We start from the raw sequence: 25,250 nt of genomic DNA, 5'->3' as shown, positions 1-25,250 counted from the left end.
AATTATAAGATTGACATTATGGCGTAACACTTAAGCAATTTGATAATAAATGGGTAAACTCCCCCATGCAAAGACGGGGGCATTTACCCTACCGGGATACCAATCAATTGAGGAAGATAGAGATGTAAGATTGGATTTGATCCCAAACACCATGATGGAATACCTATACTATCTGGCAAATGCCAGTTTAACTCTGAGGGTCGTTCAATATCTACACGGTAGACCCCAGTTACCTGTTTCGTTCGTTACCGTGATTCATCAAATAGATGGTTGGGTGGTTAGGATCAAACTTAAAAATCCCGTCTCGTCCCAAGAAGATGGTGATTTTCGAGCCTTCCTAAATGAACTGGGAATTAGCTATGAGCCACCGATGCGTGTGCAAATGGCACTGTGGAGCTTAGAAGCTGGACAGTGTCCTGTAGATGTTATGCGCCGCTATCAAGTTGCGATCGTTTCACATGGTAGCCCAGAAAGAGAAGAAATAGAAGCTTTCCGTCAACAGTTTGTTAGAGGACTAGGTTACTGTCCAGAAACACTCGCGTAAAATCGATGGTCATAAACTGTGTATTTGCTCATTGGTAATTGGTAATTAGTGGTAGCAAAATATCATTTACAACCAGTTACCAATGTCATGAAAAGATTCATTTTCTGGTAGCAAATATCAAAACAATTATTAAAATCACTAACAATATTAGGGACTTCCAAATAAAAAAATATCCAAAATGTATGGTGCGTCAGTATGAATAATTTCTGAGTATAGTTAGGTTCTATCGCACTGACACACCCTACCAAACCATCAATTTCGGATAATTTATTGTTTGGTGTTCCTTTAATAAATTAGACAGTCAAAAGCCGCCGGAATATATTCTTGTAACTGAAATTTATATTCTCCTATTGCAGCATGATCCTGCTGGGAAATTCCCTGATAAGCAACAATCGCCACATCGAAGCGACAGATATACTCAGCTTTATCAGGATATTTGGCTAAAAATATTTTTGCCGTCCGCTCAATTTTTGCTTGCTTTTTCAGCGTAATTGCACCTCGTCCTCCATCATCCCAATTACCTGGACTACGAGTTTTAACTTCGACAAATGCTAGTATAGATTCTTGATTATTTCTAGTGTGTTGGGCAATGATATCAATTTCGCCCCAACGGCAGGAAAATTGACGATGTAAAATTATCCAACCCGTAGATTGTAACCATTGGGCTACAAAGTCTTCGCCTAAGTTGGCAATATTTAAATGTGACATAAAATAATCGAGTAATCTAGAGTTTTTATACCAAGTTGCAGTCCAAGTTAATCACTTGGGCTAGGAATATAGAGTAGGTAACTAGTACTGCTGCTATATGGGAAAGAAGATTAGTTTTTTGAAGGGATATTTTGCCAGCCTGATTGAGCCGAAGTTCGTACCGACTGCGTTGAAGGTTGCGGTTGTTGTTGGCTCTATTTTATTTATTATCAATCATGGTAGCGCTTTATTGCAAGGAAATATGGGGCGCGATCGCTGGGTTTCGGCACTGCTTACTTATGTAGTACCATACTTTGTGAATATTCATGGCCAATATATTAGTATTCGTCGCCATAAATCACTGTAAAGTCATAAATTTATCTCAATTGTAGGGTGGGCAATGCCCACCAAGAAGATATACACTGGGCATTCCACCCTAATAATCATCTGTTTCACTTTTAAATTCTTAAAGCCATTGTCCACCTCGAAAACGCCAACGGGGAAATATAATTCTCATAATGCTTTGGGAAGCAATAAAAACTGCTAACCAAACCACACTGTAGTGTATTAAAAAAGTATCTGCTGGTAGTACTTCTTTCGGAATAGGTAATGGTAAGAAGCCAAAAATTTTAGCTCCACAAAAAACAAATATTAATTCCCAAATCCCAGCCATAAGTTGATAAGCTGCCGGCCAATCCCGATCCCAACGGAACTTTTGTAGATAGTTATAAAGGACATCCCACCCTAAACCAAAAATAGCGACATAAGCTAGTATCCAAAAATAAACAGAATTAGCACCGGGGCCAATTAAACCCATTGCAAAAGGCGAGGATACTAATACACCGACGGTAGCAAGTAATAACAGTCTGGTTTGCCAACGACCAAATAAAGTTGGAGTCATAGGAGTAATGAGTACGAAAGATAATTTATATTTTGCTCATGTAATTTGAATTTTTCTCGCTCACTTACTAATTAGTAATAACGAATTTTATGTACAATTTTACTACGGCTTCATTTCTAATAATTCGGGAACTGTCACAAATTTATACCCTTGCTGTTTCAGTCCACTAATAATCTGTGGTAGGGCTTTTACTGTTCTTTGACGATCGCCTCCACCATCGTGCATCAAAACTATATAACCAGGTTTTGCACCTTTAACAACGTTTTTCACAAATACTTCAGGTTTAGCACGGGGGTCAGTGTCGGCTGAAGTCAAAGACCACATGACTACAGCGTTTTTCTGGCTTTTAGCATAAGCGACTAATCCATTGTTTAAAACTCCTCCAGGGGGACGGAATAAATGAGTTTTCACCCCGGTAGTTTTGTAAATTAGGTCAGATGTGCGTTCAATTTCACTCTTGGCTGTGGCTTCATTCATGCGTCTATACCAATGATGCCAAGTATGATTACCAATAGCGTGACCTTCAGCTACAACTCGTTTAGCTATGTCCGGATTTGCTTGTATAGCTTGTCCTACCCAAAAGAATGTCGCTTTAATTTGATTTTGCTTGAGAATCTCCAAAATTTCTGGCGTGGTTTTTTGCCAAGGCCCATCATCAAAGGTGAGAGCGATGACTTTCTCGTTACTATTAGTTTGTACCTTATAAACTGTTTTCCCTTGATATTGAATCGGTACAGTAAAGGTCAGCTTGTCTAATTTAGGTGGTGGCGGCGATTGGGGTTTAACTGGCGATTCGACTTGGTTGCGGGGAACTGGTAAATCTTGGGTGACTATTACAGATTGGTTCCTGTGGAAGGCCAAAAGAGTACCCACTGTAATAGAACAAGTTACCAAAAAAGTGGCGATCGCCATCACGCCAAGAGATTTTTCTGTTTTCAGGTGGTTGTTGGTCATGTCAAGATTCCCAAAACTCACCCTATGATAGGCGAATATTTTTTATCTGGAGAAAATTGACATTAGTTATTTCCTCAATCCCATCACTTGAGCTGATAGTCCGGTCGGGTATGATAGCCGGCTAAATGTTCCCAGTGAATCACATCTTCCAATAGAGATTGATAACCCAGGGTATTGGGATGCAGACCATCTTCAGTTAAACGTTTGTTGCGCCAAGCGTCCCCCCGTGCCATCCATTGGTCGAAAATATCTAAATAGGGAATTTGCCGTTGATTGCAAGCAATGCGAGTTGCTTCTTTGTAGCGATATTGATCGGCATGATTAAAATAAAAGCAATTTAAAAAAGGCATTTTGGCTTCATCTACTGGAACCATCCCCACGAATAGCACAGGACAAAGCTGCTGCGCTTGGTCGAGTAAGGAAGCGATTTCCGATTCAAATAAAGCAAAATCTGTACAGTTACGTCCATTCAGACGCGTTAACCGCGCTGAATCGTTAACGCCGACAGAGAGAATAATTAAGTCAGGGACACGATTTCGCAATTCGCCACGATGCCGAAATTCTACCTCTAACCTTTGTGCTACTTGCTGAGTGCGATCGCCTCTAACTCCCAAATTGTACAGCACATGACCAGAGCTATCAGGCAGCATCCACCAGCGCCGCAACTGCTCCACCCAGCCCCCCTTATCTGGGTCGCCAAAGCCATATACTAAACTATCCCCCAGTGCGATAATCTTCAAAGGCTGACATTGAGTTGGTGATAAGGACAGCTGCATTGAGGAATAAGCGGGAAATGTTTGCATCTTAAAAAGACTGTATTTTATATCTTTACAAGATTCTATACATTTCTACACCATTACGGGGTATATTTTATTTCTTTTGTCCCAAAAGCTTGATTGAGGTGACAGTTGACAGTTGACAGTTATCATGGTTCAGTCCCCACTCCTGCCTAACCTCCTTAACCCTCATTTGTCACTCTAGGCAGAGGAAAAGCATCGGTGAGAGGTTAGAGTGATTGCACATTTGTCAAGAGGGTGCGGGAAAAGGGGATAAATCCAGGTTGGAGACTGTTTTTCGCAGGGCTTTGACAACTCCTAAATCTTGATTCTCTTTTGCAGCAAAGTACTTAATGGGGTCATCAGCGTTACCTTTATCGTAGGCAACGCTGAAATGGTACAAACCTCGAAAAATCATCTCCAAAGAAATGCGGTCAAATGGTAAAGCTAATTCATCAGCTACCGCATCTCCCAAGTCAACTAATACTGCATAAAAGAGCCAAGTTGCCCACACTTGTAACTTCACACCATTAATAGAACCAGTCCATAAATACGACAGTCCCAATAAACGTTTAACCACATAAAAAGCTTCTTCAATTCTCCATCTTCTCCGATATAAGTCAGCAACGACATAGGGAGGTAATATTTGCGGATCGAGGACAGAAGTAATATAAGAATAACTAGTTTTACCAACCTTGAGTTCAATTAAACGTAAAGTTAGAACGGGTGCGCCACGACGAACAGTACCCAGTTGAATCAATCGGTCTTTAACCGAATGGTCATAACTAAAAATCTTTCTGATAATGATTGTTGAGCAACTTTTGTGGGATGACACCATAATAAACCCTCTCTTGCTAGGAGACGATTTAACTCTTGAACACCAGGAACTTGCCGCCATAACAGTGTTAAGACTGCTGCTACCATTAATGATAAATTCAGAATTCTATCTCGTAATCCTAACTGCTTATAATATTTTTGTTGAGCAAAAACTGCTGGAGTTAATAAAGCTTTTAAGTGATTAGCTAGGGCTTCATTATCTATCGTGGGAGTGTGATGTCGCTGTGCATGGTCAGAGTTGACTTTTGGTCGCTTGGACATAGTAGTAAAGCAAACTTTCCATTACCTCGTTTGATAATTGAATTTACCTAACAATGTTGTCCACTGTTTACGTCGTTACAATACTTTTTTATCTGCTGTTTAAGCTATTAAAGACTTTTAAGATAATGATAATCAAAAATAGGGGGAGGAAGCGAGCGTCGCTCGCTTCCTCCCCCTCCTCCTCACACGATTATCATTCTTACTAAGGATGTTTTGAGTATTTTAACTGATTGACAAAAAGCGCTTTATCTTAACCTTTCACCAATGATCTAAGCCTTTAATTCGGTTACATTCTGATGATCTAACTATTCGGTAAATCGTTCAAGTTATTTTTACATGATGCCTAAATGAGTAATAAGCCGAGCCGGAGGCGGATAGTCTCCGGTGGGTGCAACTTGAGTAGTGCTATTTTATGACTCTGATGAAAGAAAAAAATTTAGGTTGGGTTGAACAACGTGAAACCCAACAAAACCAAGGATTTTTCGTGTTGGGTTACTCTACGAGAAGGCTGCGCCTACGTCCCTTAATCCAACCTACTCCTAAATTTACCAAAGCCTTAAAAATCAAGGGGTCTGAATTTTTATTTAACGAGAGCCATAGAAGAGTGGTAGTTACTCAGGAGTCAATACTGAAATTGGTTAAACATTTTTGGTGTACTTCGTGGTGGGAGTTGTGACCCCTCACCCCGTTTCCTGGTCTCACAACTTAAAATAAAAAAAACGACCACAGTGATTACCGTGATCGTAGACGAATTAACTATACAGTACTGATTCTACTACAAACAAACGTCTATTACCCTATCCCCCAAAAGGGGGTTTTTTTCCGGGTGAAATATGCTCTCTCGATTATCTGGGGATTGGGGACTGGGTGAAAGGTCTTTTTGTGGCTAGGTCGTATCATATATTGATGTCCTAACACTACTGGCGACAGCTATATCTCAACAAAAAATTAAGCTTGCTGCGCTACTAGGGCAACCAAAAGTTAGGCAGGATGGATTGACCTACTTTACGTACGGTTTGGTTGAGCGATCGCGCCACTTGAATATGGGCTTCATCTGCTTCTACTGGTAAAATCTCAACAGGTGTACCTTCTCCCAAATGTGACATTACTAAATTAGCCGCTTCCAAACCTGTAACATAAGCTTTTTCTTGTGACCAAGAACCGTGGCGATTGACAATCCAATCACCACTCATAAAGACATTATCGAAACTAGTCTTGGCAGGTAACATATAGGGATAGCTACCAGGGGCAAAGTGAGTCACTGCCTGGGGTAGGCGAATTACACTGCTATCAATTACTTTTGCTTCTCCAAATCCTGGGACACAGGTTGTTAAATAACTTTGAACTGTGGCAACAATTTCCTCATCACTCCAATTGAGAAACTGATTAGCATGATAAAAATCAGCTTCAATTACCGTTCCTGCCTCATTTTTATATTCATCATGTAAGGCATTCAAATCAAAGAATGTCCAACCTGTAGTATTATCGAAACCAAAACAAGCATTAGAGGGGCGGGGAATATCAATTTTGCGGTCAAACCAAAGTCTGGTTGCTAAAACATCGATTGCCCCTAAATTGTTTAAATTACGAAATTCGGCTCGACTTTGTAAACTAGGGCTACTAGAAACGATTTTTTTCATCCCAGTAATACCAACGGCAAAAATCACCGCATCAGCCTCAAATACTTCATTTCCACAAACTACGCCTGTTGCTTGATTATTACTATCAATAATTAAATCGGTAACTCGATGTTTGGGTAGCACCTTTGCCCCAGCTTTTTCTATACGTTCCACCCAAGGACGAAATATTTTTTCCCCCACAGTTCCCCGACACCAAACTACATCAAAATCAGCTTGGTGAGCCAAAATGAAAAAGTAAAGCATCCCCAATGTAGCGGCGGCTGAACATTGTTCCCCAGGGGCAAATAAACCCACCAATAACATTGGCTCAAAAGCTTCTTTGTACAGTCTTGCCGAAACCCCAAAATCTTTGAATAATTCCCTTGCGGTTACGCTGTCATAACGTCGCCAAGCCGCATCAGAATTATCAAAGTCAACCACTGCATACAGTAAAGGTAAGGCGCTGAGGCGGTCAATTAAGGGCAGACGTTGAAATTGAGTATAAACAAAAGTACCTAAAGGTGTGGGGAGTCTGGGCAAATCTTGAAAAATTGGTGATTCTACCTCCAAACCCGCAGGGGAATATTGGGCGGAACGAGTCCAGGTAGTGAAGGGATGAATGTTTAATTCATTAATGAGAGCAAATATATTTCTGTAAGGATACCAGAAGCCATGAATCCCAGCTTCTACAGATTTACCCTCTGTGGTTTGCCAACCAGCCACCAGTCCACCAGGGTAGGGGCCTGCTTCCAGAAGTGTTACATCATAACCCTGTTTTGCTAGTTGGTAGGTAGCACCTAAGCCAGCCCAACCAGCACCTACAACTATCACGCGTTTTTGTTGTGACCCTTCTGTCATTTTGCTCTCCTGTTGTGTTCCCTCACTCAACTAATCTATCAGTCCTGAGGGTGGGGAGTGGGGAACCGATAAGTGTAGGTTGTTGATTACTTTGCCCTGAAAACACGGGTAGAGGGTGTAAGGGTATAAGGATTGACTAAAAAAATTGCACTACTTTAAGTCGATAATAAATTAGAATTAAGCTTTTATTGGTTTAGTGTGCAGTTCTGAGTTGTCACAGGCAGTGCTTGGACAACAGAAATTAGAGATAAAAATCTACTTATTGATTGTTCCAGATTTAGAGAAGGAAACATTTAACTATCTATGGCTAGGCTATCTAACGAATTACAACGCCACTTTTTTGAAGAAGAAAGACCAGAAAAAGTAACTTTAGCAGATATTCTGCTGCTGGCTGGAGAAAGGATTTTTGGCTTTTTGCTGGTAATCTTGTCTCTACCATCAGCTTTACCTGTTCCTGCACCTGGTTATTCAACACCATTTGGTGTCCTAATTTTTCTATTAGCCATTCAGCTCATCGCTGGTGCCAAAAGCCCTTGGTTACCACAAAAAATGATGAATCACCCAATTGAACTGCAAACAGTCCAGAAGTTCTTGAAGGCGGGAATTCCTTGGTTAAAAAGAATTGAAGCGATCGCTCGTCCCCGTTTATCTTATATCTGTACTACTCTAGCAGGTAGAGTAACAATTGGGATTGCGATCGCCTTAATGGCAATTTCTATGATGATTCCCATCCCTGGAACTAACACTTTGCCAGCAATGGGTATTTTCGTGACTGGTTTTGGTTTATTAGAAGATGATGGTGCAATTAGTTTAGGTGGCTTAGTTCTCTGTATAATGGGCGCGATTTTAACTACTTCCATTCTCATGGCCTTAGCTTGGGGCGGTTCCAGTCTTTTAGATATCATCAAGACTTGGTTAGGAAGATGAGAAAATGGGGGGTGCTGAAGTGCAGCAGGCGGTCGTTCAGCCCATGCTGAGTTAGCAGAAAGGAGGCAAGATTTATTAATTTTGAATTTATTGCCCTTATACCCTTACCCCCCTACACCCTTACCTTTATTTCACAAACTCAGTCAAGAACTTGAAGGCTTCGAGGATATAGGTAGCGCATTCTTTAGGGGAAGTATTGTAAAACGATCGCCACGCTGAAGCCTTATCCTCATCATAGCGATCGCCGCGTTCTGGATGTTGTTCTAACCAAGCCAAGCGTACGGCGTGGCCAATGAGTACATCTAGTACTATGTATTCTTCGATTTGTAGGTTGGGGTTTCTAGAGGCGATCGCAGCTAGTTCCATTAATGCTTCAATATTAACTTGGCGATATTCTGGCGCTTCGATTTTATTTAGCAAATGCTCGATGCGTAGGGCAAAATTCTTTTCACCGGCAGTCATTTCTGACAGAATTACATCACTATCTAAACGATTGCGTCGCTCTAATTTATCGCCAATGACCAACCCTTTGCAATGCTGCATGATTAGCCAAACTTGCTGAAAGAAATTTTTCGGGACGCGGTTTAATGCACCCTCGGCTTGGCGGAAGCGTCGCCAACCACCGATAGGAACTTCCATTTCTTCGCTAATAGCAGGTAAGATCACCCAGTCAATATCAGTTACCTTTTGCTTGACGTGCAATGATTCCTGCTGGCGCAATAGTTGACTCATCCCTGGATAAGCTGTTAATACCTGCTGTAATCGTGTCTTAACTTCAAATGGTGGCAGTTCCATCAAGCGTTCGTAGGCTTCATCTTGGGTAACTTTTAACTCTTGGGCGAGTTCGCTGGTAATTAAGAGGATGAGATACCCAACTCTCAGGGTGAGTAGTCCTTGAAATGATTCGGTTTGTGATCTGATGAGGATACCCAGATAGATCAGGACTTCTTGCGTCAGCACGCGATCGCGGATATCCTCACGACAGAAGTGATTGATTTTATCAGCAATTTCATTGTGAGGCATCGGTACGGAAATCAATGACGCTTCACTGTAAGCCCTACCTACAGCTATTTGCTTACCTCTAATCAAAATACTTGTCACTGCATCCGTTAGTCCAATATCCACCATTTGCCGCAAACCAGCCGCCCGCCGCACCACTGCCCAAAAACCCAACTCCCCAGCTTTGGTGTAAACTTCATCCAGTAAATCGGCTACAGTAACTCGTTGATTTGTCCCAAACCCTGTATCAAACTCCAACCCCTGCAATCGAGTCAAAGTCTGCAATAATTCAATTTGCTCATATAAATTTTCTGATGCACGCAAGGATGACAGCAGAAAATCCAAGTTAGTTTCGTATTCCACCTGAAATTCTTGGCTATGTCCCAAACGCCAGTTTTTCCCAGGATGATAAGCCAAGTAATAACAACGTTTGCCAGCATCTTGCACTGCTGACTGGTAAAATTCCACATCTTGCAGGAAATCAATTCTTTGGATTGCCCCTGTCAGCATCAATTGATTCAGTCGCCCTAATTTTACTGCCACACCATTACATACACCATCTTTCAATTCCTGCATGAGTTCTAGTAATGCTTGAGAACCAGTTTCCAGCATGGTGTGAGTCAACATTAAAGTTAATATGGGACGACCTAAATCGCTCCAATACTTTTGGATGTATGCAAGTTCACTTCTTATCTGGTCTACCAAAAAATGGTAATCAAGGGTTAAGTAAAACTGCTGAGAATCTAAAAATGAAGGTAAAAAAACAATTGTCTCACCCCGGAGACGAAAAACTCTTGATGTAGTCAAACTTCTCAGCCGCCGCACTGGACGACCTGTTAAACCAAGTTTATCGTTACGCCCAATTTGGGTATAAATAGTTGATAGTTCACTAGCTTGTCTAACTTGAATTGGTGCTACTTGCTTTGGTGTTTGCGTTTCAATACCGTGAACTGCTAGTTGTGCTTGTAAGTCTTCATCTTCTGCTAACAAGACAATCTGCACTAAAGCTTCGCGTTTTTTACCTATAGTTAAGTGTCTGCCTAAGGGGTCAACATCACCAACGGCTAGTAACCCCTCACTCAACATTTGACCAAGATAATACAAACTCTGCGCCCAAACTAAAGGTACATTTTCATTTGGTAAACGGGGTTGAGTTTGGGGGGCTAACTTTTCCGCTTCCACATTTTCGGCGGGAACATAATACAATTCTGGTAATAAACGTAAGCTATGACCTATGTTGGCCGATACGCCATCACGCTCAATGAGTAACTTTTCTAACTGCTCTTGATAAAATTGCGCTTGTTTTGAATCATCACAAAATAACCCATCAAGGGCTAAATAAGTAAAAAATAATGGCCATTCGCATTCTATATGCTCAAACTGTTTTAGTTCCCAAGGTTCGTAGTGCAGACGTTGGGTGTCTTCTAAAACGGTTTGGTGTCCATCACGTAAAAAGCGTTTGCAGCCGTATTTGCCTTGGAGTTTGTTGATAATCTCGTTGAGGGTGCGTTCTCTCAATTGTGCATCTTCTACCGCAAACGCTGGATAGCTAATAATACTTAACAAAGCTGCATCAATTTCTTTAGAAGCAGATTCTCTAGGTAATAAGGATTCTAGAGTGCTGCGAGTGCGAGCGATTTCATCGGGTAGCACATGAATTACTGATGCTTGACTACCCCGCACACCAAACAAATCCAGTTCGTTCATCGCTTCTAAGGCAGCTTTTGCCATACCTACAGAACTGGCGTTTAACTCAGCATTGCCATGATTAATTTTATTACCCCGTTCCCAAATACCATAATCTGGTGTGCGGTAAGCTCGGCCGATGTAATAAACTAAATTTTGGACAAAGTTGACTTCATCAATGGTGTAAATTATCTGCAATCCGGAAGCAGTCATCTGTGCCAGCATCAATAAAAATATAGATGTGGCATCTAATTGCAAATGTCCCCATTCATCATCACCTACGACAATATCACCAGTAGCGGTGTTGTATTTGGCGTGTAACCCATCCAAAGGTGACTGAGTTTGTTTAAATTGTTCTACCTTGTGCGCCTGTCGCATCATCGCAAACAGCAACCCACGCATTAACTTAATGACGCTGTGTTCTAATTCATAGGTACGCCCTTGGTCTTCATCCACCTTACGGTACGCCAGCGCTAAACCCCAAACTGCCAAAATGCTGTAAACATTATCTCTGACCCAAGCATCTGTATAATCACCGTGGGCAGTAATTGCTGTACTCGCAGGTAACAAACCAGTGATGGGATTTTGACGTATCATAATCACGGTTTTGATTTGCTGGTAGTAATATTCCAGTCGAGCTTGTAATTCGGTGGCTGTTTTCATAATCTAAGTTAAACGCAGCTTGCGGATTTACCCTGTGGTGTCAATTATGTAAGCCAAGCCAAGGCGAGGGCGTATTACAGCAGAGGGTGGTGAGGATTTATTATTATCTCGCGTTAGTGAGCATTTGGTCACATGATTGTTAAGGAATGCTCACGAAACCCTTTCACAATGGGAAATATTACAGTTGCAGTCTTTTAACCCAGATTCCGCAGGTGCGATCGTAAATACTGTATTTTTGAAAATGACCAAGTAAGGCATAGTCGCAGGCATCTGTGATCAGATGAATCTAGTAGAACAAAGTAAATAATTAAAGGTTTGTAGTGAGAACTTTAGTTCTCTCTGCGAGACGCTCCGCGAACAGAAAAGGACTAAAGTCCTTACTACGAACTGAAGTCTAGTATTTTTACATCACTTAACATAGGTTGTTTTTTTCAAGTCGTTCTACTCATAAGTTAAAAGTAGAATATTTAACAACACGTATAATCAAAAAAAGTCCGCACAGGCGGACTTTACAGAAACCTAATTCCTAAACCTGCGACACTCCATCCAATAACCCGTCAGAGACAACCACACCATTAGTAGCTGCAATCTGATCAACAACTGTTAACTCGCCCAGGTTAATTAAAGGTAATAAATGGTCATATAATTGCATCGCTTGTAAACAATTATTGATATTAGCAACCGCAGTGTTATACACATCTACTTTTCCTTCCACGACACCAAGTAAGCGGTTATTATTATTAATCTTTTCCTCTGCTTCTTGTTGGAGTCTTTCTTCTAAATAAACTCTTGCTTGTGGGTACTGTTGTAAAATCCCATCTCCTTGCTGTTCCGCCATTGGTAACAATTGAGTTTTGAGAATTTGGTTAATAGTCTGACGGAAGGTTTTACGAATAGTATGAGAAACCTTTGGCTCAAAATCCAACTTTAATAATTGTCTAATTGCTGGCTCTGCTTCTACCATACTTTCGCTATCGTAACTTTGTGAAGTTTGCAGCAAAGTTTGGCGGAATTGATATATAGAAAAAGTATTTTCATCATAAAATTTTGGACTTTCTCTAACAAAGCGATCGCATTCTACACTAGCTGCATCTACTAGAGATTGAGTCACACGTTTTTCTAAAGCTTTGAGTTCTTGTTCAATTCCTGCATCGTTACCCAGCAAACGATACAACTGGCGATAATATTCTGATTTACGAATCTTCTCCATCAACCTTTGGAAAAGATTAGTCATTAGTTCCTGAGATGAATCTACTAATATATCTTCTAATTGGTTCGCCAAATAATAAAACGCCTCTACTAAAATTGCGAGTAATGGCGCAGTAGCATTACGTGGATGACTCAGAGTCGCACGACGATAAGCATCAGCTACAGAAAACGTATCCAATAATTCATCTAAACGACGAATCAACCGTGATTGCAATTGGCGAAAATCTGTCTCAAATCTGTCACAAGCATGATTAATTACATGATTAACCTCCTCTGTGATGTGTAGGTTGTAATCTTTACCAACTTGTTGCAATTGCTGATTGAGATATTGTAATTCCTGCGCCTTCATCATCTCAATTTCACGGGGCTGACTATCTAAGTCACGATGCACAGTCTGATAATGTTTTTTCAGATTAATACAAATATCTTCTAAATCATCGGCGAGATTTTTAAAAAGCTGGGGACGCTTTTCTTCAGTTAGATAACGTGTGATAGCTGTGCGAAATTCTTCAATCCCACTATCTTGAATTAATTGATTAATTAACGGTGTTCCCTGTTCAGCTAAAATCCGTATATAGTTTTGATTAGGTGTTTCAAAACCATTGAGAGAAATCCGAAAATTACTAGAAGCTAATTTACCAGAACTGACACAATAGTTATTAAAGGCGTAAACAAACTGTGGCGTTTCCTCATTACCATTTACACCTTTGGCACTTTCTCCAAAAATAGAATCTAAACCAAATCTATCTTGAGTACTTGTTTGTTTAATCTGACTCCCATAAAAACCGAGTAACCCACTGGTTTTATAAACCCTGCTTGTATCCCGGAATTGCGCGTTGATTAAATCATCCAAACGTTGCCTTAATTGATTATTATACCAAGTTTCGTCGATGCGGTTGAAGACATAAAACACGCGATCGCGTATTCCCCCATTTTGCCGCATCTTTTCTAAAAGTTCTGTTTCCTCTTTCGTCATATCACCAGCACAAGCAGGTTTCAGCACACACACCACCGCCGAAGTATCAGGATGTTGTATCTTGGCGTAGGTTAGTTGTGCATCTTTTTCCACTGGTGCATCAATTCCTGGGGTGTCAATAATTACGTTTCCATCTTGCAAAAGCGGATGGTTGCAAAAATATTCAATCTGTTTTAATACGGCGCTATTACTACCACGACGAGCATATCCAGCCGCTTCTTTCAGATTAGAAAAGTTAAAATGCTCCATCGAATATGTAGCATTATTTATTGTATGAATATGTTGACGATTCGCCTCATATCCTTGTAGTAAAAATATTAATGCTTTAGCTTGTTTGGCACGTTCTGATTTACTCTCTCCACCCTCCTGCTGAATAATTGCTTCACACCCTTGATGTAATAAGCTAACCACTTCAGCTTGATTAATATTAACTGCTGTCGTAAATCCCAACTGTTGACACAGAGAGTTTGCTTGTTCCCGAATTTCTACCTCACTTAAAAAAGTTAAAACTACCCGTTCTTTCTCTAATTCTGCATACTCAATTTTGCACTCTGTACCTGTAGCGTGTCCTTCTGCACTGTATAACAATTCCCGTTCTAATAGTGCATTAATAAGCATAGATTTACCTGCACTAAATGCACCAGCAAACACAATTTCAAACTTGGGAGAAATCGCTTTACCTAGAGAAGTTTGGACAGACGTGATATCTTGCGATCGCAAAGATAATTCCTGCTGTAAAAGTTGTAATATAGACTCAACTTGCTCTTTTAAATTATGACACTGTAAAGGCATACCCGACATAAAAGCACCTATAAGCTTCTATGTAAAACCTAGCAAAAACTTTATACTAAAACTTCAGTATTAATACATACCAAATTCATCTTGTTAACATTAGAGTTTGGCATATATTTGGAATTAATCAACTTGATTATTTAGCTTCCTACTTGACAAATCAGTTTAATATCATGTGTGTTGAATGGATTTCTCGTTTTCATCCGTAAGTCCTAAATCATCATCATGAGCATTATCGTCTTCGGTAGCATCAATATAGATTTAGTTGCCACAGCACCCAAGTTACCAGGTGCAGGAGAAACCTTACTGGGAGAAGACTTTTTCAAGGTTCCTGGGGGTAAAGGTGCAAACCAAGCTGTAGCATTAGCAAGATTGGGAGTTCCTACCCAGATGGTGGGACGCGTCGGCGCACAGAGTTTTGGTGCAGAACTGATGCAAAATCTGCAAGACGCTGGCGTACAAACTGACAATATTTTTGTAGATGAAACTGCAAGTTCTGGAGTGGCGATGATCACCGTAGCTCATAACGGTGAAAATCAAATAGCTGTCATTCCTGGTGCTAATGGGCGAGTCAATCAAGTAGATGTAGAACGATTATCACGCATATTACCAACAGCTACAGCCCTGCTATTACAATTAGAAATTCCTGTACCTGCCGTTATCGCAGCTGCCCAAGCAGCAAGAAGTAACAATATTACAGTAATTTTAGACCCCGCACCTGCACCATCAGATTTACCAACAGAACTTTACTCCTTTGTTGATATCATTACCCCCAATGAAGTAGAAGCTGGGCAACTTGTGGGCTTTCCGGTAGACGGGGAAGATGCAGCGCGAAAGGCAGCAGGGGTGTTATTGCAAAAGGGCGTGAAAAGTGCGATCGTTAAACTGGGCGCTAAAGGTGTTGTTTGTGCCACAAACAAAGAGACATTTTTTGTCCCAGCCTTCTCCGTGGATACGCTTGATACTGTAGCGGCTGGTGATGCCTTTAATGGTGGTTTAGCAACAGCACTTTATTCTGGGCTTTCCTTACATCAGGCAGTTATTTGGGGTGCGGCGGCAGGTGCTTTAGCCGCAACAAAATTAGGCGCACAAACTTCGTTGCCTGACAAGTTGACATTTGAGGCCTTCCTCAAGGAAAGGGTTTTGTGACTTTTGTGAAGTTTCTTATACTTAAAGTTTCCGAAATTCCTCGGATTGCACTTGAATTTAAAACTATTCAAGATACTCCATACAGGAGAGTAGATTCATGACCAAGCAAAACTTCACGAAAACATCTATCAACTTTGTAAAAGCTTTTCTGGCTGCCTCCACGATGATTATGGCTTCTGTTGGGCCTGCCCTTGCTAATAACAAAGTTGAAATTTTAGGTGCAGAATATGGTGGTAACGGTTGCCCTGATGGGTCTGCTAGTGTGAATGTTAGCCCTGATGGTCAAGAGTTAAGTATTCTATTTGATCAATTTATCGCTCTAGGCAATAAAGCAGCAGAACGTCGCAAAAGCTGTAATATGAGCATTCCGATTAAAGTACCCCAAGGCTTTCAAATTTCCCTCTATGATGCTGACTATCGGGGCTATGTTGCTCCTGGTACCACTGGGAGACTAAGAGCAGAGTACTTTTTTGCAGGTCAGCGCGGGCCAGTTTTCTCCAGAACATTTAGAGGCGAAACCGACTACAACGTCCGAGATAAATTAGTTACTGTGGGTAATGTTTGGTCACGTTGTGGTGACAGTGTAAATATGCGTGTGAATGCTGCAATGACTGCTAGTGGGCAAGGGATGGCAACTGTTGACTCTTTTGACCTAGCTCACCGTGGCTTGGTTTATCACGTTAAATATCGCAAGTGCCGTTAGGTTTTTTCAAAGCTAGGAGTCAAAAAACTCTTAGCTTTACCAAAATGTCAGACTGGGTTTCTTATATCTTGTAACTAACGACGTATCTTGTAACTAACGACGAAAATCGCGGCTACAAGCGGACTGAGCAGACTGATATGTATAGCAGTCTGAATCTCATGCAATTTCTATACCCTAAATCATGAACACATCCTGGGTACACTAATGACAACACTTAGTGTTTAAACATCATCAGGGTTGCGGCTGATGACAAATAACTCACAGGGGAAAATGAAATGGTAAAAACAAGTTATGAATTCGACCAACCTATTTTACCTGCCGGATTTTCATTAAAGGCTAATATCCTACTGCGTTTTCGTGCGGAAATACCCGAATCTCCCCGACGCAACCTTAACCTTTCCCTTGTAATTGACCGCTCAGGTTCTATGGCAGGTGCAGCTTTACATCATGCGCTGAAGGCGGCTGAATCTGTGGTAGATCAACTTGAGCCAAAGGATATTCTCTCAGTGGTCGTCTACGATGATGCAGTAGATACCGTTGTTCCACCCCAACCTGTAACTGACAAACCTGCGCTCAAAAAGTCCATACGTCAGGTGAGGGCGGGTGGTATTACTAACTTATCGGGGGGATGGCTTAAGGGCTGCGAATATGTCAAGCATCAACTCGATCCGCAAAAAATTAATCGTGTGCTGCTGCTGACTGATGGTCACGCCAATATGGGTATTCAAGACCCAAAGATACTCACAGCCACGTCAACCCAAAAAGCGGAGGAAGGTATTACTACAACTACTTTGGGTTTTGCTCAAGGTTTCAATGAGGATCTACTAATTGGGATGGCGAGAGCTGCTAATGGCAACTTCTACTTCATTCAAAGCATTGATGAAGCAGCAGAAGTTTTTAGCATTGAACTAGATAGTCTTAGATCTGTAGTAGGTCAAAACTTGAAAGTAACACTAGAGTTAGCTGATGGTATCACTCTGGTTGATACTTTAAGTCTTGCTAAAGTTAGCCAAAATGAAGCTGGTCAACCTGTAATTACCTTGGGGGAGCTTTACGAGGGAGAAGACAAACTTCTGGGTTTGAGTTTGATGATATCCTCTGCTCAAGTAGGTGAATTACCATTGATGAGGCTGCATTACAGTGCTGATGTAGTGCAGAATGACATTATTCAAAGTGTTTCCGGGACAACAGATGTTATAACCAAAGTTGGGACAGTTGAGGAATCAGCGTTAGCCTCTTCCAGTCATATTATCCTTGACCTCAGCCGCCTGACGATCGCTAAAGCTAAAGAAACAGCCCTCGAATTAGCAGAACATGGTCAGCATCAAGCTGCGGAAAAAACCCTCCGTGATTTGGTGCAGTATCTCCGAGACCAAGGCTTAAATGAGAATTTTGAAATTGCGGAAGAGATTGATCAGCTGGAGTATTTCGCAGGTCGAATCGCACAACAAGCTCTAGGTAACGCCGGACGTAAAGAACTGCGGGATCAAAGTTATCAGACAATGACGCGCAATCGCGGTGATTTGGCGGGGCGCGGTGTCACTGCTGGCGATGAAGTATACGCAATGCCGGTTGTCAATGAAATCGGTACTGGTGTGGAACTTTCTTGCGTCCGCGAAGGCGGTAAACTACGGATTAAAGTTATATCTGATGGTTACGACCAAACTAAAAATGTTCAATTTCCCCGTTCTATTCGTGCTGAAGGAGCGCGGTATATTGTTGAAGGGCTAGAATTGTCAAGCAATGGCTCTTTCTACCGTGTAGTTGGCAAAGTCAGCCGTTTTGCCAAACCTGGCGAAACAGATATTTTTGTTGCTCCTAGACAATCGAGGTCAACTAGCACAAGTAAAGCCTCCAAAGCCCCAGCTACTGCGGCTGATCTTCCCACCACTGATACCATAGATCATGGTGTTCTCATTCAATGCGTCAAAGATGGCAGCAAGTTACGCGCTAGAGTAGTTTCCGACGGATATGAACCGGATTGGAATATGCGTTTTCCCCGTTCCATTCGTGAGGAAGGAATGCTTTATGTGGTTGAGGAAGTGAAGACAGCACCCGATGGCAAGTCTTATATTGCTTCTGGTGAGATTAAGCGATTTTTACAACCGAATATTACTAACTAAATAGAAGGTAAGAGTTGGAAACATAAGACTTACGCACCCAGATTTTCTGTTGAGACCGGGTGTAAGGGTTTCAAAAATTTATACCCCTATACCCCTACACCCTTGTCTAAACCCTTGATTTTTCGTTTTCATGCGTAAGTCCTAGATGTTACCATTAAATAAATATTCGGTTCTGGTGGGGAGCAGTCACCAGAGGTAACGGGGAAAGTATACCTGCAATCTTTCGTAGGTGAACGGTGTAAGTCCGGCGCTGTCCCGCAACTGTGAAGGAAAGAAAACTCTTGTAACTTTCCCAGTCAGAACGCCCGCCGAAATTGACGATTCTCAACATCTGCGAGGTACGGATGACTACTGATAATTCTTTGGGTGTGGCAGAACACACACTATTTGTTTGTAAAACCTGCGCTAGTGTTTGGCAAGATGGTAAACGTGTAGGTGAAAGCGGTGGTCAAAAACTTTTAAATCAACTCCAACAGCTAGCACAAGAGTGGGAGTTACGCGATAAATTCCCTATCCAAGAAGTGGAATGTATGAGTGCTTGCAACCGTTCTTGTGTTGTAGCCTTTACAGGGAAAGGTAAATTAACTTATTTATTTGGGGATTTAGCTGTAGATGATCATGCCTCTGCGGTATTGGAATGTGCTGGTAAATACTACGATAAAGCAGATGGTTTACTACCTTGGTCAGAACGTCCCGAACCTTTGAAAAAAGGCATTCTCGCCAGGATTCCTACCTAACTTTTTTGCATTCAAAATGCAAAAGACCTTACATAAAGGTTGCGCCAACAAGCTCCCACTAATTGTCTTTAATTTTGAATTTTGAATTGGAGCGAAGCGACTTGACGATGCGCTTGTTAATTCTGGGTGGAACTGGAGATGCAGCCGAACTCAGTGCTAAAGTTGCAACTATTCCAGGTATTGAGGCGATCGCATCTTTAGCTGGTCGTACCCGTGAACCCTCTCTCCCATCTGGTAACGTCCGTGTGGGGGGTTTTGGTGGTGCGCCTGGATTAGCTGACTATCTGCGTCAGATGCAGGTTGATTTATTAATTGACGCTACCCACCCTTTTGCTGCACAAATTTCTGAGAATGCGGCGCTGGCGGCTGATGAGGTGGGGATACCACGTTTGATGTTAATCCGTCCTCCCTGGGTGAAAGTAGCAGGCGATCGCTGGATAGAAGTTGACACTACAAGCGCCGCCGCCGCTATTTTAAAAAATCAAGCCAAAAGAGTATTTTTAACTGTTGGCAGACAAGAACTCTCCGCCTTTGCTCATCTACAAGATATTTGGTTTCTCATGCGGATGATTGACCCTCCGGTTGCTGGTGTTTTAGTTCCGCCTGGGGTGATATTGTGCGATCGCGGCCCCTTTACCCTACCCCAAGAAAAAAACATCCTCATTCAACATAATATTGATACTTTAGTTAGTAAAAATAGTGGCGGTGATGCCACCTATGCCAAGATTGTTGCAGCAAGAGAACTAGGCGTACAAGTTGTCATGGTCAATCGTCCAGCCGTAACAGGCGGCGAACAGGTGACAGACACAGATGCGGCGGTAGCCTGGCTGCTAGAAAAGTTGTAATCATCAGTTCTGCTACACTCCGTTCATAACAGCCACTTAATTTTTGCTGTTGTACTCGGTTTCCAATGCTTTCAAAACTTTGAGATATAAGTCTTCCACTCTCTTAGTTTGAATATCGCCAATGGAAGCATAATGTGTCAAGCCAGGAGAACCATTAACTTCAATAATCACATAATCTACCATTGGTCTGGTAATATCTTGAGTAATTATATCCAAACCCATTAATCGTAATCCCATATCTTTTGTGACATTTAAAGCCAATTTCTGAAAGTCAGGATGAATATTGTCCGTAACATCCACGGCTTCACCACCACTAGATAAATTGGCATTATCTAAAAGATACACAACCTTACCGTTGGGAATAATACTGTTTAAAGTGAGACTTTGCTTCTGCAACTTGCGTTTAATCCTAAAGTCATCAACATCAATAATTTTTTTTCTCAAAGTTTGGATAAAACCATCTTGCTTACGTTGTATTAATTCTGTAACAGTTGATTTTCCATCTCCAATTACTGATAGAGGTAGCCTTTGATATGCCGCTATGATTTCATCGTCTATCACCACAATTCTATAATCTTTACCTAGATAAAATCTCTCAACAATCAATCCTGCATTAGCTCGAAATATTTTTTTTGCTACTTGATAATATTCCGTTTTATTATGTACTTTTGTAACTAATTTTCCTTGGCTCAGATTAATAGGTTTAATAATTACTGGAAATCCAATAAGTTTAGCATATTCAAATCCAGCATCAATATCTCTTTTATTACCTATTTTTTTACAAAACTTCTGACTAAAAAATGTTTGTCCTTCGGTCACATGATAACCAAAATGTTTAAGGAAAAATTTTGAATAACCCTTATCTTTTGCTATCTCTGCGGAACCAAAACCGTTAATATTTAATTTCGTGGTACTAAAAAATGATTTTTTCCCATTTTTAAATGTAATATGCCCCACTAATTCATATTCTGGATCTACCACAACAACCGCACCTATTTGGGGTGCTATCTTCTGAATTATTGACGTGACTAATGGCATTTTTTAGTCCAAAAGTATAATTTAATGCAGGAATTTTAACTAACATCTCAACCTTGGTCAAGATAAAAACTAATAACTAATAAATTCAATTATTTTGCCATTTATCTTGAAAGTTTATGTGAATGTTAAGAAATTATCTAAAGCAATCTAACCAAGATTTCATTCTTATTAAACACTTATATACTATATAACATAAGGACAGAATATATACTAGAAAACTCGATTTTATTGTAAGATTTAATACAACATATTTTAAATAAATACTAGTACTAAGTTTATCTGAAGAAATTATACCAAGAACTACAGTAATGGCAATTTACTAAATTTAATTTTCAGCGTAAGTTTTGTTTCTATCGTTGGAGATCGCTGCTAAACAACTGGAGTCAATAATCTGTAGTAAAGCCAGTCTATCGCTGATTTACAACTAGGAAGTGGCTACAATTCATAACTTAAGTTAGGTCTAAAATATAGCACTCAGTGTTGACAATTTTTAAATAATGGAATAACAAGGTGGCAGATCATAAAAAAAGAGTTAGTAAATTTCTGTTCAGATATTTACTAACACCTTACTGAAACTTTATACGGTTAAGACAATCATGCCACAAAACACTGAATACCCAACAACAAACTCTGAAACTCAGCCAATCGCCTATAAACAACGTCTAAATTCTTGGGCTATTGCGCGGTTGCTTCCTGATACACAACGTGAGATTGTGGCTCGCTTTCGCAGTCGTTCTGATGCAGATGGTTACATACAGCATCTACGCCAAGTAATACCGAATGCTTCTTTTATGATTGTTTTTGACTGTCAACGTGAAGAAGCAGCTATTTAAAGTTTGACTATGTTTCTAGCTCAGGGTGTAGGGGTGTAAGGCTTCCCTACCCCTAACTTGAAAAAGCATGGGAGGCTGGGGTAGCAGGGTGAGAAAGACATCTTTCATGTTTGACTGTGAAATTTGCTGCATCGGGACTGCATTTTTATGCAGCTTCGACCCAATATTCAGGGAATTTTGGTGAGATTATAGCGATCGCTTCCTGTAACGCTCTCATATTGCTAGATTTGCCAAGGATATCTACAATCAAGCAAACTAGCAGCAAATAACGATGGTATCTACTACTACACGTTTTTCAGATATTCCCAACCATTGGGCGCGTCCGTTCATCGAAGCTTTGGCAGCAAGACGGATTTTAAATGGCTATCCTGATGGAACTTTTCGCCCTAATAATTCAGTTACCCGTGCTGAGTTCGCCGCTATAGTTGCAGCCGTATTTAATATTTCCGTAAAACGTCCGTACATTAATTTTACTGACGTACCGACAAGTAATTGGGCAGCAAATGCCATTAAAAAAGCTTACGAAACCGGATTCTTGAGTGGTTTCCCTGATAAAACTTTCCGTCCTAGTAATCAAATCTCTAGGGGGGATATCTTAGTATCTCTAGTCAATGGACTGGAAATAGCGACAAAGATTAAACCGGATTTACTAGAAAAATTACCGGAAATTTATCAAGATGGAGCTAATATACCAGCTTATGGCAGAAATCAAATTGCGATCGCCACTAGTGCAGGTTTAATCTCCAGTTTTCCCAATATCAAATCACTTAACTTCACTACGGCGGCTACTCGTGGTGATGTCGCCACAATTATTTATCAAGCTTTAGTTTATCTCGGTCAGGCAGAAAAGATTGCCTCTGTTTACTTGGTGATACCCCCAAAACCCACCTTACCCACCGTGCGAGTCAGCCATAACAGAGAGTTCCGGGGGGCTTGGATAACCACAGTCTGGAATAGTGATTGGCCTTCCAAAGCTGGACTTTCTGTAGCTCAACAGCAGGCTGAATTGGTGGCAATTCTTACCCGTCTCCAACAGTTGAATTTCAACGCCGTAATTTTGCAAGTGCGACCAGAAGGAGATGCTTTATATGCGTCCGAGTTAGAACCTTGGAGTGCTTGGCTAACAGGGACTCCTGGCAAAGCTCCAGAACCATTTTACGACCCATTACAGTTTGCGATCGCCGAGGCTCACAAACGCAACCTAGAAGTCCATGCTTGGTTCAACCCCTACCGCGCCAAAACAAGCACCAGGAGTGCGCCTAACGTTCGTCCCCACATCTCCGTCACCAATCCAGAGGTAGTCTATCAATGGGGTAATCAATTGTGGATGGACCCAGGGATAAAAATTGTCCAAGATAGAGCTTACAACGTCATCATTGATGTTGTCCGCCGTTATGACATAGATGCAGTCCACCTCGATGATTATTTCTATCCCTATCCCATTCAAGGCCAGGCTTTTCCCGATGATAAAACCTACGCTGCCTATAAATCAGCAGGTGGACAACTTAGCTTAAACGACTGGCGACGGCAAAACGTTGATCAAATGGTGTTGCGACTGTCTCAAGGAATCAAAGCGACAAAATCTTACGTTAAATTTGGTATCAGCCCCTTTGGCATCTATCGCCCCGGACAGCCACCAGGAATCACAGGCTTGGATGCCTATAGTGTACTGTATGCTGATGCCAAGAAATGGTTAGAGCAAGGCTGGGTGGATTATTTAGCACCGCAACTATATTGGCGTACTGACCAAACCAATCAGAGTTATCCTGTATTGCTGAAATGGTGGACAGAAATTAATTCTAAGCGGCGACACATTTACGCAGGTAACAATATTGGACAACTTGACGGTAAGGCTTGGAAAAATGAAGAGATAGAAAAACAAGTCAAAATCAGCCGCAATCAAGCCGGAGAACTATCTCTGGGCAATATCTTTTTTAGCGTCAGTTCCATCATTGAAAATCGCCAAGATATATCGACAACTTTCCAAAATTCACTTTATACTACACCTGCCATAGCACCTGCTATGCCTTGGCAGACTGCAACTACACCACCTCCACCAAAAGAACTGCAAGTCAACAACCGCAGACTCAGTTGGCAACCAGGAGATAATCAACCAGTCCGTTCTTGGACACTCTATCGTCAAAGTGGCAGTAATTGGATACTACAGCGAGTCTTGTCTGCTGGGACAAACTTTGCCACAGTCCAACCAGGAACCTATGCTGTCTGTGCAGTAGACAGGTTAGCAAATGAGAGCCAGGGTGTAGTCATTAGCGTTAGTTGAGCGTGGGGAGTGCTGAGGGGGGAGTTGAGTAGAGAGTGGGAAATTGATTATTCTCCCTCATCCCTCTCATATCTCCCAATCCCCTCTTAACTAATTACAAAAATCATCTACTCTAATATCTCGCCAAATATCAGAAACTTGCCAGCCTGAGTTGCCAGCAGACTGAATTACAGGATTATCTCTTAAAGGAATATAGTTAGGTTCTCTAATATCTATATATAGTTCTTTTTGTTCTTCCATAATTGGTTCTGCTAGATCCATAGGATCTAAAGGCAGATTTTGATCTTCTGTTTCCTCCATCATTTTGATTTTTTTCAGAACTAATTTCTCGGATTTTTTTATTAGTCGTATATCCATTGGTTTTTTATGCCTTATACAGTGAGAGAAAAAGGATAATCTAAAGACTGATTTTTAGACACACTAGTACACTTCTTCAAGAATCTTGAGAGAGATCCGTAAAAAGGTTTTATGGTGTCTAATGTTGGAAAAAATACTCAGGAAAACTAGGATACACTAAATCCAGGTAAAATAAAACTTATGGGATAAAAATTTTATAGAAAATAAGGGAAGCTAATACCAAACAATTATGGACGACTAAATGTTTAGCTTGAATCGCCAGAAGCAGACAAATGATTTGCTTTACCCTTATTTCTCATCTCTTTAAAGATTTATCATTTTTATATAAAAATATTCATAAAACAAAAATAAATTTATTCCAGGAAAAATAAAAACGGGATGTATACACATTAATTATCATTGTTTTTAATTACAAGGCGACAATTATTCTATCTCAATTTTTGATGCAATTAGCTTAAGTAATGCCAATTAAGTTTGGCAGTGCTGGTTTGCCCG

At 40.9% G+C, this 25,250-nt stretch carries 19 protein-coding genes, 1 pseudogene and 1 riboswitch; of the genes and pseudogenes, 10 read left to right on the top strand and 10 right to left on the bottom strand.

Translation table 11 applies throughout. The annotated features are described in order from the left end of the window. Nucleotides 1-154: 154 nt before the first annotated feature. Entirely contained in the window at nt 155-544 is a 390-nt protein-coding gene (locus ACN222_RS08905) for a hypothetical protein (protein ID WP_041457080.1), read from the top strand. 285 nt (nt 545-829) lie between these two features. Here ACN222_RS08905 and ACN222_RS08900 read toward each other — a convergent pair whose 3' ends face one another. Continuing rightward, entirely contained in the window at nt 830-1,252 is a 423-nt protein-coding gene (locus ACN222_RS08900; protein ID WP_010995964.1) for a YraN family protein, read from the bottom strand. Between the two features lie 97 nt (nt 1,253-1,349). Between ACN222_RS08900 and nrtS the strand changes: the two genes are divergently transcribed. Further along, nucleotides 1,350-1,598: a nitrate/nitrite transporter NrtS gene (gene nrtS / locus ACN222_RS08895; protein WP_010995963.1), complete on the top strand. Its 249-nt coding sequence runs from the start codon at nt 1,350-1,352 to the stop codon at nt 1,596-1,598. 99 nt (nt 1,599-1,697) lie between these two features. Here nrtS and ACN222_RS08890 read toward each other — a convergent pair whose 3' ends face one another. From ACN222_RS08890 to ACN222_RS08870, 5 genes and pseudogenes are all read right to left on the bottom strand, one after another. Further along, on the bottom strand, nt 1,698-2,132 hold the full coding sequence (locus tag ACN222_RS08890; RefSeq protein WP_010995962.1) for a hypothetical protein: 435 nt from the start codon (nt 2,130-2,132) through the stop codon (nt 1,698-1,700). 102 nt (nt 2,133-2,234) lie between these two features. Next, entirely contained in the window at nt 2,235-3,086 is an 852-nt protein-coding gene (locus tag ACN222_RS08885; protein WP_044521067.1) for a polysaccharide deacetylase family protein, read from the bottom strand. An 83-nt stretch (nt 3,087-3,169) separates the two neighbouring features. After that, nucleotides 3,170-3,889, bottom strand: coding sequence for a GDSL-type esterase/lipase family protein (locus ACN222_RS08880; protein WP_010995960.1), 720 nt, complete (start codon nt 3,887-3,889; stop codon nt 3,170-3,172). Nucleotides 3,890-4,124: 235 nt separating this feature from the next. Next, nucleotides 4,125-4,960 (bottom strand): annotated as a pseudogene (locus ACN222_RS08875) (transposase); the annotation flags it as partial. A gap of 965 nt (nt 4,961-5,925) precedes the next feature. Continuing rightward, nucleotides 5,926-7,437: a hydroxysqualene dehydroxylase gene (locus ACN222_RS08870; protein WP_010995956.1), complete on the bottom strand. Its 1,512-nt coding sequence runs from the start codon at nt 7,435-7,437 to the stop codon at nt 5,926-5,928. A gap of 303 nt (nt 7,438-7,740) precedes the next feature. Between ACN222_RS08870 and ACN222_RS08865 the strand changes: the two genes are divergently transcribed. Continuing rightward, a complete protein-coding gene (locus ACN222_RS08865) occupies nt 7,741-8,364 on the top strand; it encodes an exopolysaccharide biosynthesis protein (protein WP_010995955.1) in 624 nt (207 codons plus the stop codon). A gap of 126 nt (nt 8,365-8,490) precedes the next feature. Here the strand turns inward: ACN222_RS08865 and ACN222_RS08860 are convergent, their stop codons facing one another. Together ACN222_RS08860 and ACN222_RS08855 are read right to left on the bottom strand one after the other, a co-directional pair. Next, nucleotides 8,491-11,712: a glycoside hydrolase family 15 protein gene (locus ACN222_RS08860; protein WP_010995954.1), complete on the bottom strand. Its 3,222-nt coding sequence runs from the start codon at nt 11,710-11,712 to the stop codon at nt 8,491-8,493. 526 nt (nt 11,713-12,238) lie between these two features. After that, nucleotides 12,239-14,698: a dynamin-like GTPase family protein gene (locus ACN222_RS08855; protein ID WP_010995953.1), complete on the bottom strand. Its 2,460-nt coding sequence runs from the start codon at nt 14,696-14,698 to the stop codon at nt 12,239-12,241. Nucleotides 14,699-14,914: 216 nt separating this feature from the next. On the opposite strand from ACN222_RS08855, the gene rbsK reads away from it, so the two are divergent. The 5 genes from rbsK to ACN222_RS08830 all read left to right on the top strand — a co-directional run bounded on the left by rbsK (nt 14,915) and on the right by ACN222_RS08830 (nt 20,246). Beyond that, the gene (gene rbsK, locus ACN222_RS08850; RefSeq protein WP_419756896.1) at nt 14,915-15,838 is read left to right on the top strand and encodes a ribokinase; all 924 of its coding nucleotides are present in this window, start codon (nt 14,915-14,917) and stop codon (nt 15,836-15,838) included. 97 nt (nt 15,839-15,935) lie between these two features. Then, nucleotides 15,936-16,541, top strand: coding sequence for a DUF4360 domain-containing protein (locus ACN222_RS08845; protein ID WP_010995951.1), 606 nt, complete (start codon nt 15,936-15,938; stop codon nt 16,539-16,541). A gap of 275 nt (nt 16,542-16,816) precedes the next feature. Beyond that, the gene (locus ACN222_RS08840; protein ID WP_010995950.1) at nt 16,817-18,664 is read left to right on the top strand and encodes a vWA domain-containing protein; all 1,848 of its coding nucleotides are present in this window, start codon (nt 16,817-16,819) and stop codon (nt 18,662-18,664) included. Between the two features lie 150 nt (nt 18,665-18,814). Further along, nucleotides 18,815-18,992, top strand: a riboswitch (cobalamin riboswitch). A 16-nt stretch (nt 18,993-19,008) separates the two neighbouring features. After that, complete coding sequence (locus ACN222_RS08835) at nt 19,009-19,401, top strand: DUF1636 domain-containing protein (protein WP_010995949.1); 393 nt, start codon at nt 19,009-19,011, stop codon at nt 19,399-19,401. Between the two features lie 107 nt (nt 19,402-19,508). Then, complete coding sequence (locus ACN222_RS08830) at nt 19,509-20,246, top strand: cobalt-precorrin-6A reductase (protein ID WP_010995948.1); 738 nt, start codon at nt 19,509-19,511, stop codon at nt 20,244-20,246. A 36-nt stretch (nt 20,247-20,282) separates the two neighbouring features. On the opposite strand, the gene ACN222_RS08825 is transcribed toward ACN222_RS08830, so the two are convergent. Beyond that, nucleotides 20,283-21,284, bottom strand: a complete 1,002-nt coding sequence (locus tag ACN222_RS08825; RefSeq protein WP_010995947.1) for a cyanophycin synthetase — start codon at nt 21,282-21,284, stop codon at nt 20,283-20,285. A 596-nt stretch (nt 21,285-21,880) separates the two neighbouring features. On the opposite strand from ACN222_RS08825, the gene ACN222_RS08820 reads away from it, so the two are divergent. After that, nucleotides 21,881-22,117 carry a hypothetical protein gene (locus ACN222_RS08820; protein WP_010995946.1) on the top strand — a complete coding sequence of 79 codons (237 nt, stop codon included), beginning with the start codon at nt 21,881-21,883 and terminating at the stop codon, nt 22,115-22,117. A 271-nt stretch (nt 22,118-22,388) separates the two neighbouring features. Further along, entirely contained in the window at nt 22,389-24,398 is a 2,010-nt protein-coding gene (locus ACN222_RS08815) for a glycoside hydrolase family 10 protein (RefSeq protein WP_010995944.1), read from the top strand. A 90-nt stretch (nt 24,399-24,488) separates the two neighbouring features. On the opposite strand, the gene ACN222_RS08810 is transcribed toward ACN222_RS08815, so the two are convergent. Further along, nucleotides 24,489-24,755, bottom strand: coding sequence for a hypothetical protein (locus ACN222_RS08810; RefSeq protein ID WP_010995943.1), 267 nt, complete (start codon nt 24,753-24,755; stop codon nt 24,489-24,491). Between the last annotated feature and the right edge of the window lie 495 nt (nt 24,756-25,250).

Source organism: Anabaena sp. FACHB-595 (assembly GCF_048568275.1).
In the GTDB taxonomy this organism is placed as follows: domain Bacteria; phylum Cyanobacteriota; class Cyanobacteriia; order Cyanobacteriales; family Nostocaceae; genus Trichormus.
The sequence above is the reverse complement of the archived record's forward strand: the minus strand, read 5'-3'. Positions and strand labels throughout refer to the sequence as shown.

Bases quoted from the DNA above. Each gene is read 5' to 3' on its own strand.
- ACN222_RS08835 (WP_010995949.1), top strand. From the start codon at position 19,009: ATGACTACTGATAATTCTTTGGGTGTGGCAGAACACACACTATTTGTT.
- nrtS (WP_010995963.1), top strand. From the start codon at position 1,350: ATGGGAAAGAAGATTAGTTTTTTGAAGGGATATTTTGCCAGCCTGATT.
- ACN222_RS08815 (WP_010995944.1), top strand. From the start codon at position 22,389: ATGGTATCTACTACTACACGTTTTTCAGATATTCCCAACCATTGGGCG.
- ACN222_RS08825 (WP_010995947.1), bottom strand. From the start codon at position 21,284: ATGCCATTAGTCACGTCAATAATTCAGAAGATAGCACCCCAAATAGGT.
- ACN222_RS08820 (WP_010995946.1), top strand. From the start codon at position 21,881: ATGCCACAAAACACTGAATACCCAACAACAAACTCTGAAACTCAGCCA.
- ACN222_RS08880 (WP_010995960.1), bottom strand. From the start codon at position 3,889: ATGCAAACATTTCCCGCTTATTCCTCAATGCAGCTGTCCTTATCACCA.
- rbsK (WP_419756896.1), top strand. From the start codon at position 14,915: ATGAGCATTATCGTCTTCGGTAGCATCAATATAGATTTAGTTGCCACA.
- ACN222_RS08870 (WP_010995956.1), bottom strand. From the start codon at position 7,437: ATGACAGAAGGGTCACAACAAAAACGCGTGATAGTTGTAGGTGCTGGT.
- ACN222_RS08890 (WP_010995962.1), bottom strand. From the start codon at position 2,132: ATGACTCCAACTTTATTTGGTCGTTGGCAAACCAGACTGTTATTACTT.
- ACN222_RS08860 (WP_010995954.1), bottom strand. From the start codon at position 11,712: ATGAAAACAGCCACCGAATTACAAGCTCGACTGGAATATTACTACCAG.
- ACN222_RS08900 (WP_010995964.1), bottom strand. From the start codon at position 1,252: ATGTCACATTTAAATATTGCCAACTTAGGCGAAGACTTTGTAGCCCAA.
- ACN222_RS08865 (WP_010995955.1), top strand. From the start codon at position 7,741: ATGGCTAGGCTATCTAACGAATTACAACGCCACTTTTTTGAAGAAGAA.
- ACN222_RS08855 (WP_010995953.1), bottom strand. From the start codon at position 14,698: ATGTCGGGTATGCCTTTACAGTGTCATAATTTAAAAGAGCAAGTTGAG.
- ACN222_RS08840 (WP_010995950.1), top strand. From the start codon at position 16,817: ATGGTAAAAACAAGTTATGAATTCGACCAACCTATTTTACCTGCCGGA.
- ACN222_RS08830 (WP_010995948.1), top strand. From the start codon at position 19,509: ATGCGCTTGTTAATTCTGGGTGGAACTGGAGATGCAGCCGAACTCAGT.
- ACN222_RS08810 (WP_010995943.1), bottom strand. From the start codon at position 24,755: ATGGATATACGACTAATAAAAAAATCCGAGAAATTAGTTCTGAAAAAA.
- ACN222_RS08845 (WP_010995951.1), top strand. From the start codon at position 15,936: ATGACCAAGCAAAACTTCACGAAAACATCTATCAACTTTGTAAAAGCT.
- ACN222_RS08885 (WP_044521067.1), bottom strand. From the start codon at position 3,086: ATGACCAACAACCACCTGAAAACAGAAAAATCTCTTGGCGTGATGGCG.
- ACN222_RS08905 (WP_041457080.1), top strand. From the start codon at position 155: ATGGAATACCTATACTATCTGGCAAATGCCAGTTTAACTCTGAGGGTC.